The sequence below is a fragment of the Bacteroides cellulosilyticus DSM 14838 genome, from assembly GCF_000158035.1.
In the GTDB taxonomy this organism is placed as follows: domain Bacteria; phylum Bacteroidota; class Bacteroidia; order Bacteroidales; family Bacteroidaceae; genus Bacteroides; species Bacteroides cellulosilyticus.
In genome coordinates this window covers 1,296,249-1,306,040 of sequence record NZ_EQ973490.1, presented here as the reverse complement: position 1 = coordinate 1,306,040, position 9,792 = coordinate 1,296,249, and the positions used below count along the sequence as shown (strand labels likewise).

Below are 9,792 nucleotides of genomic sequence, written 5' to 3'. Positions count from 1 at the left end.
TATTACCGGCACTGTCATAGGTATATTTGATTTTATTTTGGGCGTATGCATCAGCGGCTGCCCACATAGATAAAACCACGAATAGCAGGAATATGACAGCTATCCGTTTAAATATTCGTTTGTTATTCTTCATGATGTGTAGTGTTTATTCAATACTGAATCCTCCCAACAACAAGGTTTCTCCTATAGAAATCTCTAACACATAGTCTCCCACTTTCGTACCGGACATGTCTACTACTATACAACTTTCATCAAAGTACGACTGATAGTAAGCCATTTCACTGGTCAAAGAATCTGATACGCTCACAGTTAAAGTGCCACATGGGACAGGAATATCAATAAATAATTTACTATCTTCAACATCATAGCAAGCGATAATCCATGAAGCCGGATCTACAGAACGAGGAGTGCCTTGAGAAGTATTCGTAGCAGTTTTTAATATAATCCGTTTCCTCATAGATTGAGATTCTGCCCCAACCTGAACTGATAATAAAATCCCTATCAATAACAAGAATAAAAATTTTGTTTTCATAATATATAAGATTAATTGGTTGATGCTCCAAATAACTAAATTTTTATTATGAAAATCAAGAAAAAAAAGGTAACAGAGGTAACAAACTCATGTAGACTTACAGTAACACTCTATAGAGTCAATCACATAAGTTTTTGATTATCAGAACCAAACACCTTATCAAAAAGAACAGTATCCATTTTATCCTTAATCCGGTGTTTTCTTGCTTTTATAGCATCTGAAGAAGCATCCATTATACCTAAAAGCAAATCTTTGGGACAATGAAGCAGGCTCAGCAAGCAATAAAATAAATCTTCATTAGTTAATGAACGGCAATTCTCCCTCAAATTATTCATAACATCTAAGAATGATTCCCGGATATCACCAATAATCCTTTCCCTATAATCCTGAATTTTGAGAATGCGTTTACCAGGCTTCATATTTTTCAACTCATTCAATTTCTTATACCCCTCAGTTGCTTCGAATAATGAAATACAAATCTGCAAGTTTTTTTCTTTCAGATCATGCAATTCTGCACTTTTTTCTTCAATTGGTGCAGAGCTTTCACTCAGCATCATTATTTCCGCACGATTCTCATTCAATTGTTTTTGCAGAGCTATATACTTATTCTTACGACACCTATCCCTCCACATATAAATTAATGCCAATACTAAAAATAAGCCCCAAAAACAGTAAATCATCTTTTTCTTTGCAAGTTGATGCTCTTTCAACAATGCGTATTTATGGATTTCCAATTGATGATTGTCCATCAAATCACCAATTTCGGCTCGATACGCACTCGCTTGAATAGAATCAAAGTAAACGATGAAAGAATCGGCACACAAAGCAGCCTCTCGCCAGCGGGATTGCTCTTTGTTTAATTCAAATAGTCTATCAAAAGCAGAGGCTTTAGTTTCAATATCAAAGGAATATTTAGCCAGATTCCAATAATAAAGAGCCGAATCTTTTTTATTCAAATGATTCATAATATCACCCTTCAAGAAATAAATAGAATAAAGACTTTCCTCCACTTCTATGTCTCTCATTGCTTCTGAGATATAACTATTCGCCTCTTCATATTCTCCTCTCTCATTATAGAGAGCGGCTATATTTTTATAAACAAGAGGTTTAAAGGCAGAAGTTTGCAAAGAATCAGCCAGAAGCTTCGCCTGCTGATAATAAATGAAAGCACTATCAGAATCATCTTTTATCAGGTAATTGTCTCCTATCTTCAACAAGGCATACAAAGCCCGATCAATATGCGCGGTACCGCAAAGAGCATAAGCATTCTTATGTGCATCTATCGCAGCAGAATTCAAATATTGTTCTCCATAGCAATCTCCCAAATGCCCATATACCATCGACAAAAATACCGAGTCACCTCCTTGCAGCATAGTCCTCAATGACTTCAAATATAGATTTATGGCAGTAGATATGTCTTCTTGCTCCCGATGCACACACCCGCTATAAAAATAAGATTTTGCTAATTGTTCTCTATCGCTGTTCTTTTCAAAATAATCCACAGCTACCTGTATTAAAGAATCATTCTCCAGCGACACATAATTCTTATACTTCGCCTGCGTAAGCAGCAAGGCATACCATGCCCTGTCTGTTTTCCCCATCTTCTGCGGTGCAGGTATAGCTTCTAGCAATTGCAGCGAACTGTCAGGATGCGACTGCATCAACGAATCAGCCAATAACAGAATAGAACTGACTGCATGAGAACCTCTTCTACATGCCCCCAGCAGAATAGTAAATGATATGAAGAACAGGAAAGCAGGTAACAGTTTTTTCATGCTATTTTAAACTTCTCGTTTCAATACAACAAAGATAGTAACAAATCATGGAAAAAGCCAATGAGAAAGTAAACTGTTGAAACATAAATAGTAGCCCATTATCATTTTGACACTTTGCATTTCTAATTGTCTGAGAATGCATTATTCCCGAACAACTGACCATGGAGGTAAAAAGAAACAAACGAAATTCAGCAAGCCACAGATTATTAATAATATATCGAAATACTTACACTTCTTTTAGAGTAAAACACTACCCTAAAAACACAAATATAAGGAGAATTGCCGGCACAAATAAGTGCATTACCCATAAGTAGTAACCCTTTTGACCGTAAGTAGTAATGATATCACCTTTAAGTAGTAACCTTATGGTCCATAAGTAGTAACCCTTTTCTGCATAAGAAGCCTGGAAACATGTAAGAATATGCAAGAATAACGAATTTACATTCCTTATTTATTCATAGAATATTCTATAATGCAAAATCGAGAAATACCTATAATCACATAAAATAAAGAAACAACATCAATTTGATTAAAACATCAATAAATAGAAAACAATTTGCCAGCCCACCCTACAATCGTTCTGTCCCCTTAAAAACAACCAAAGGAAAAGATTCGTTTGCTGACAACAAATGAAATCATTTGCCAATAAGCTATGAAACTATTTGCTAGTAACAAACAAAACAGCATATTTACAAGAAACAGCTCTATACTAAAATGAGAACAATAAAAAGCCGTCCCCTCCTTTCGCCACACGAAAGAAAGCAGGACGGCTTCTATATAAATAGCTTGTAAAGCTACGCTGATTACAAAACCAGAGAAAGATTACAGACCGAAAGCGGCTTTCACCTTGTCCACGTAATCCAGTTTCTCCCAAGTGAAGAGTTCCACCTCTACATCCTTATTACCTTCATAACGAGACTTGAAGTGCTTGGTAACAATCTGTGGCTCACGACCTAGATGGCCATAAGCGGCAGTCTCCTGATAAATCGGATTACGAAGCTTCAGGCGATCTTCAATAGCCTTCGGACGAAGATCAAAAAGTTCATCTATCTTCTTCGCAATCTCACCATCGCTCATGTTTACATGGCCGCGGCCATAAGTATTGACATAGATATTGATGGGACGAGCCACACCAATAGCATAAGACACCTGCACCAGCATTTCGTCAGCCACACCGGCTGCCACCAGGTTCTTGGCAATATGACGGGCTGCATAAGCGGCACTACGGTCTACCTTACTAGGGTCCTTACCGGAGAAAGCGCCACCACCGTGAGCACCTTTACCACCGTAGGTATCTACGATAATCTTGCGTCCCGTCAGACCGGTATCTCCGTGAGGTCCGCCGATAACGAACTTTCCGGTAGGATTAACATGATAGGTGATATGGTCATTGAACAATGCAAGTACTTTCTCTGCATGAATAGAAGCAATGACACGTGGCATCAGGATATTGATGACATCCTGACGGATAGTGGCAAGCATTTCTTCATCCGCTTTCAGCTGGGCAGCTTCGCTGTCGTCGGCAGGCTGGATGAAATCATCATGCTGGGTAGAAACTACAATTGTATCGATGCGGACAGGCGTACCGTTATCATCGTATTCAATAGTTACCTGACTCTTGGCGTCCGGACGGAGATAAGTCATTTCTTTACCTTCGCGACGGATGTCGGCCAACACTTGCAAGATGCGATGTGCCAGGTCGAGCGAAAGAGGCATGTAGTTTTCTGTTTCGTTAGTAGCATAGCCGAACATCATGCCTTGGTCGCCTGCACCCTGTTCCATAGGGTCCTGACGTTCTACACCACGGTTAATGTCGGGGCTTTGCTCATGAATGGCGGACAATACACCGCACGAGTTACTTTCGAACATGTACTCGCCTTTGGTATAGCCGATTTTCTGAATTACTTCGCGCGCAATGAGTTGCAGATCAACGTACGCTTTGGTTTTCACTTCTCCAGCCAGTACCACCTGTCCGGTAGTTACCAGAGTTTCGCAAGCTACTTTCGAACTGGGGTCGTAAGCCAACAGTTTGTCAAGCACAGCGTCCGATATTTGATCGGCCACTTTGTCGGGGTGTCCTTCTGACACCGATTCGGATGTGAATAAATATCCCATACTTCTAAATTAAAGAATGAATAATTAAAGAATGAAAAGCGGGGATCTGGTGGTGAGTAGACATGCATATCCCGATGCTCGGAGCATCGTCAGAAAAGGATGTGTTTTAGCATTTTTTTCTGTGGTTGCAAGCTACTCAAATCTTTCCACATTTCATTTTCGGGTGCAAAGATAAAGGTTTTCTTATGAAATAGCATATAAACAGGAAAGCATTAACATTATATTAGCAAAAGAAGTGTACCGATATCCCATCGGCACACTTCCCATTTAGTAGTTTCAATATTGTTAACTTTAAAACTGTACTTTATTTCAATAAGTTCCGGTAGTAACTCTCCACATCGCTCCATTTATAGAAAGGAAACTGGTCGGTCTGTACCGGAATATGTACTTCATGCTCATTATGCAGAATCTTAACCAGAATATCATCCACACTTCCTTTTTCATTCCGGAAGAAGGCAATCTGCACATTAGCGGCCATAGGGACTACCTTAAAGTCACTCCACACTTTATACACCTCGTAAGGATCATCTACGGCAACGTTACAATTCTCTATCTGCATCAATGCCACCAAAGGAATCACATTGCCATCATGCCCGAAGCGAAGGGTAGCGGCTATGCCTCCTTTCTGAATAGCCTCATCGGCGCTATCCAGAATATTCCGTAACAATGATTTCGCATTGGCTACAACAATCCCTTTCCCGTCGGCATGATTTGCATTGCCCACATAGAAACGATAATTGATGCACTGCCACAAATCAAACAGCTCCTGGGGCTGAAACAAATCATAGAAGGAAACCTGCGTCTCTGCATTCTGCATATCACTCGCCACCCAGTACATACCCCACATCACTTCCTTCGGATTCACTTTCTTCAGTATGAAACGCTTGTCCTTAAATAAAGAAGCAATCAACCGGTCGGGATTGGTGTGAACATCTTCAAACTTTCTGTATTCTTCAGCCCACGGACCGTCAGTGGAAGAAGTAAAGCGATTGGATTCGTCCGTATGGTAATTCAAGTAGTCCATATACTTATGGCTGGCTTCATAAGAAATGCGCAGATTGGGATTCAGTTCCTTCAAACGATCACCAAAAGCCACCATACTCATCGCACAACGCAGCACAACCGTAGAACGGGCAGAAATGAAAGGATTACCCTTAAAGGCTTCGGGAAATGCGGCATACATTCTTTCTGCAATTCCACGATGCTGACGGACACCTAATGGGGTCAGATCACCTCCATGGCCTTCCGCTTCTTCCCACACCTTCAGCAAACGCTGCCGGGCATCTTCTCCCAAGTCGGAAAGTGCACCCTCACGATGCGCTTCTTCAAAAAGGTCGACCAGCCATTTATAATCACGGTCACCAATCAGATAACGGGAACCATGCCGTCCATAGTGGCTTACGTAGAATGGTTTATATCCTTTGGGAGCCCGGGTTTGCGGTGCAAAATCAAGTGGATAGGCCCAATAGACTCCACCCGTTTTCTCAATAGTAGAAAACATCTCTTCTTTGGATGTCTGCGCTCCAAGAGGAACACAGCACATCCACATCATACCACATAACAGTAATTGTTTCAGTCTCATTCTATTCTTCATTTATTGTTTATAACCGTCATTCTGATTCAACGCCGGGTTGTTGGTCAATTCGCTTTCCGGTATCGGGAACAGTTGATACTTGTCGTCCACATCTCCTCCCAGACGGATACCGTTCTTCCAGTCCCAGTTATTGCCTTTCGTATATTTACCGAAACGGATCAGGTCAGTGCGCCTGGTCAGCTCGGATGCCAGTTCTTTCTGACGCTCGCTCAGGATAAAGTTCAAAGAAAGTTCATTGAGGCCGATTTCTCCTGAAACATCCGAACGGACACCGCTCTTCGCGTATTTACCGGACATATACGCTCTGGACCGGACTTCATTGACGTAGCCTAATGCTTCCGTTTCCGTACCATTTGCGCCACGCAAGATAGCTTCGGCAGCCATCAGATAGGCATCGGCGGTACGGAACAACGGGAAATCAATAGAGGTATAAGCATCACCCGAAGCACAGAGCTGATCATCCTTGGTTACATTTCTCCATTTGATATAGCCATAACCACAGGTAAAGGTGCTGGTCATATTCAGTTCCGAGTCCCAGGTTTCCTTCACCTGATTCGGAAGGGCGGTCATAAACTGTGCACGTTTATCCTTCTTTCCGTTACCCCAGGTATCATTGACATCAAACGCCACATCATCCGCATCAAAGGCGTCTACCAGTGTCATCTTGGCACGAACATTACCCCAACCTCGCGAACCGACTCCTGTCTTATACAATTCGTCCATCGGACCATTCACGAAAGCTTTTACGTAGAAGTTTGTTCCGGCTGAACTTTGGGCACGCTGTCCGTCCTGCACCAACCCCCAGATGATCTCCTTGCAGGTTTTGTTATCCGCCAGGAAGATTTCACGATAGTCGGAAGCCAGCGGATAGTGTCCGTCTGTAATTACTTTCTTCGCATACGTATATGCCTCTTGGTATTTATTTTCATGAATCCAGGACTCGGCATTCAGATACATACGTGCCAGCAGGAACCAGTCGGCTACACGGTCAATCCGTCCGTATTCGTTTTCTCCCGGAGCTTTCAGTTCATTCTCAACAGCCAGTAATTCACTTTCCGCATATTCAAATATCTGCTTACGGGTATACTGAACCGGAATTTCCTTCACACCTGTATGTTCATCCACATAGGGCACGGAACCAAACAAATCACAAAGCATGGAATAGCAGTATGCGCGTATAAAACGTGCTTCGGCTCTGTAACCAATGTATTCGTCCTTCATTTCTTCCCAAAGTCCTCTATCCTGTAACTTCCCTTCGGTACATTCGCGCAGCAGCTCGTTACAGTAAGCAATGCTCATATAAAGCCGCTGGTAAGTCCAGGTGACAACAGAAGCATTGGAGGCATCCCATTGCAGGTTCAGGCACTTACGCAGACCGTTTGAAGAAGAAGGCATCAGAAAGTTATCCGTACTCATCTCCTGCAAGTAGAACAACAGACGCACATAACCGGAATATCCTTCATTGGCACCTTCCAAGTCGCCATTGCCGCCATCGCCACCCTGCTGTCCTGTCAGGATCAGAGATGAATAACACTTGGCCAGCACGCCTGTATAGCCGTCCTTGGTCTTATATACCTGGTCGCTCACTAACTGGTTATTATCCAGTGGCATGGTATCGAGGTCACCCAGGCACGAAGCCAGAAACGTGACCAAGAAAAGTAGATTGAATGAATAGGCAATTATCTTTTTCATATCGCATTAGTTTTTTTAATCCGTTAGAAAGTTAAATTAGCACTTAATGAGAATACTCGCGGACGGGGATATATCTCCTTGTCGATACCGCTGTAGATTTCCGGATCGATGCCCGAATAACCGGTAAAGGTAGCCACATTCTGAACACCGAAAGTCAGCCGCAAAGAGCTTGACTGATCCCACAGTTTCTTGAAAGTGTAACCCAATGAGATATTGTCAATCCGGAAGAAGTTTCCTTTCTCCAGGAAGTAGTCCGAATACAGTTGCTGGTTCTGGAAACCTGTAGCTTTGGTTCTGCTCAGGATATTCGAGAAGTTTCCCTGGTCGCTATAAACAGACTGTACATACTGGTCGGCAGCTATGTAGTTATAGACATAATTGCCGAAAGCTCCGTGCCCGCTGATAGCGAAATCCCAGTTCTTATAGCTCAGTTGGGTATTGAAGCCCAGATAGGATTCCGGCAATGCACTCTTGTTGGTGGCATACTTTGTTTCTGTTGCCGATACGGAACCGTCCGGCTGTACATATTGGCCTTCTATCGGCTTGCCATTGTCGTCATAAGCTTGTTTTGCCAGATAGAAAGTATAAGGGCGTTCGCCTACCATGAATACCTGTACTGTTTTACCGGTGCCCGAAATGGCTCCGGTCTGTACAAAGTTGGCTTCCGAATCCACTACATTCAGTTTTGTGATCTTTGAATCGTTCCAGGTATAGTTCATGCCTACTGTCCATTTCCAGTCTTTGGTATGTACCGGCACTGCATTAATGGAAAATTCGAGTCCTTTATTATCCATTTCACCGATATTCGTGGTAATCACAGAAGAATAGTTGGTTCCCGAAATCACAGGAATCGTATTCAGCAAGTCCTTGGTGTGGCGTTGATAATAGTCCACAGAACCATAGATACGGTTATTAAGGAAGCCGTAATCCAATCCGATGTTATAAGTTTCGGTAGTCTCCCATTTAATGTCGGAGTCATAACCATTCGGACGATACGTATTATACCATTTATCTCCGAACTGATAGCAAGCTTCAGGATAGGATACTGTGAAAGTTGTCATATAAGGATAGTCGTTCAGAATATCCTGTTGTCCGGTCTGTCCGTAGCTCAGACGCAATTTCAGGTCAGACAGAATATCCGAATCTCTCAGGAAAGCTTCCTGGCTGATTTTCCACCCCAATGCCACGGAAGGGAACAATCCCCAACGATTACCTTTTGCAAAACGGGATGAAGCATCCGAACGCAACGTAGCTGTAATCATATAGCGGTTATCATACGAATAGTTAAGACGACCGTAAAAAGAAAGCAGATAATATTCCGATTCATAATGATTGGGAGAGAAGAGTTCCTTGCCCTCCGGAGAAAAGGTAGTAGCATCAAACTTCTTCCAGAAATGCTGCCAGCCGTATCCGCCCATGGCACTGAAGTTATGCTTCTCATTGAAAACATGAGAATAGTTAGCGTATAAGTCCAGCAGATAATTCCGCTTATTCTGCTTGGAGTCATAGACAAGACCTGTACCATCCTTCATGTTAGAGGTGTACATCATTCCCGCCAGTTCGGGCACTTCCTTCGAGTATTTACTGGTCAGGACATCGTATCCCAGGTTCATGTTCAGTTGCAAATCTTCCAAATGATGTACCTTATAGTTAAAGGATGCATTACCGATAGAGCGTGTCACTTTATTGCGGATGTCCTGCAAGTCAAGTTGCGCCACCGGATTATCCGTCTGGATGGCCATCGGAGAATTACCGTTCATCCAGATAAAATATCCCAACCCCGGATCAGTAGCCGCAGTGGCACTTCCGGTCTTAACCGGACGTGTAGGATCATAGCGAAGCGCGTTATTTACGACGCTTTCATCGACTTTCTTATTATTCTCATAAGACACTTTCAGGTTCAGGTCAACCGTGAGATGATTATCAAAAAACTTGGGCGAAATACCTCCGTTGAATGTAAATCTCTCGTAGTTATTGGTACGTATGACACCGTTCTGATTGGTATATCCAATCGAAAGGCGATAAGGAGCATTTTGCTTCACTTTACCCGATACAGAAAAGTTGTGTTCCTGTCCGAATGCCGT

General features: G+C 42.5%; 6 protein-coding genes. All 6 read right to left on the bottom strand.

Going from position 1 to position 9,792, the window contains the following annotated elements; all coding sequences use genetic code 11:
- Window positions 1-145: 145 nt before the first annotated feature.
- Entirely contained in the window at window positions 146-532 is a 387-nt protein-coding gene (locus BACCELL_RS09400) for a DUF3244 domain-containing protein (protein ID WP_007211497.1), read from the bottom strand.
- A gap of 122 nt (window positions 533-654) precedes the next feature.
- Window positions 655-2,133, bottom strand: a complete 1,479-nt coding sequence (locus tag BACCELL_RS09395) for a tetratricopeptide repeat protein (RefSeq protein ID WP_242577618.1) — start codon at window positions 2,131-2,133, stop codon at window positions 655-657.
- Window positions 2,134-3,129: 996 nt separating this feature from the next.
- Window positions 3,130-4,422 (bottom strand): methionine adenosyltransferase, encoded by a 1,293-nt coding sequence (gene metK, locus BACCELL_RS09390; protein ID WP_007211495.1) that lies wholly within the window; start codon window positions 4,420-4,422, stop codon window positions 3,130-3,132.
- Window positions 4,423-4,726: 304 nt separating this feature from the next.
- On the bottom strand, window positions 4,727-6,004 hold the full coding sequence (locus BACCELL_RS09385) for a histidine-type phosphatase (RefSeq protein ID WP_044153742.1): 1,278 nt from the start codon (window positions 6,002-6,004) through the stop codon (window positions 4,727-4,729).
- 12 nt (window positions 6,005-6,016) lie between these two features.
- Entirely contained in the window at window positions 6,017-7,708 is a 1,692-nt protein-coding gene (locus BACCELL_RS09380) for a RagB/SusD family nutrient uptake outer membrane protein (protein ID WP_007211493.1), read from the bottom strand.
- 23 nt (window positions 7,709-7,731) lie between these two features.
- The coding region (locus BACCELL_RS09375; RefSeq protein WP_007211492.1) for a SusC/RagA family TonB-linked outer membrane protein at window positions 7,732-9,792 on the bottom strand (2,061 nt) is incomplete at its 5' end.

Coding starts and splice junctions, on each gene's coding strand:
- BACCELL_RS09400 (WP_007211497.1), bottom strand. CDS start 532: ATGAAAACAAAATTTTTATTCTTGTTATTGATAGGGATTTTATTATCA.
- BACCELL_RS09395 (WP_242577618.1), bottom strand. CDS start 2,133: ATGGGGAAAACAGACAGGGCATGGTATGCCTTGCTGCTTACGCAGGCG.
- metK (WP_007211495.1), bottom strand. CDS start 4,422: ATGGGATATTTATTCACATCCGAATCGGTGTCAGAAGGACACCCCGAC.
- BACCELL_RS09385 (WP_044153742.1), bottom strand. CDS start 6,004: ATGAGACTGAAACAATTACTGTTATGTGGTATGATGTGGATGTGCTGT.
- BACCELL_RS09380 (WP_007211493.1), bottom strand. CDS start 7,708: ATGAAAAAGATAATTGCCTATTCATTCAATCTACTTTTCTTGGTCACG.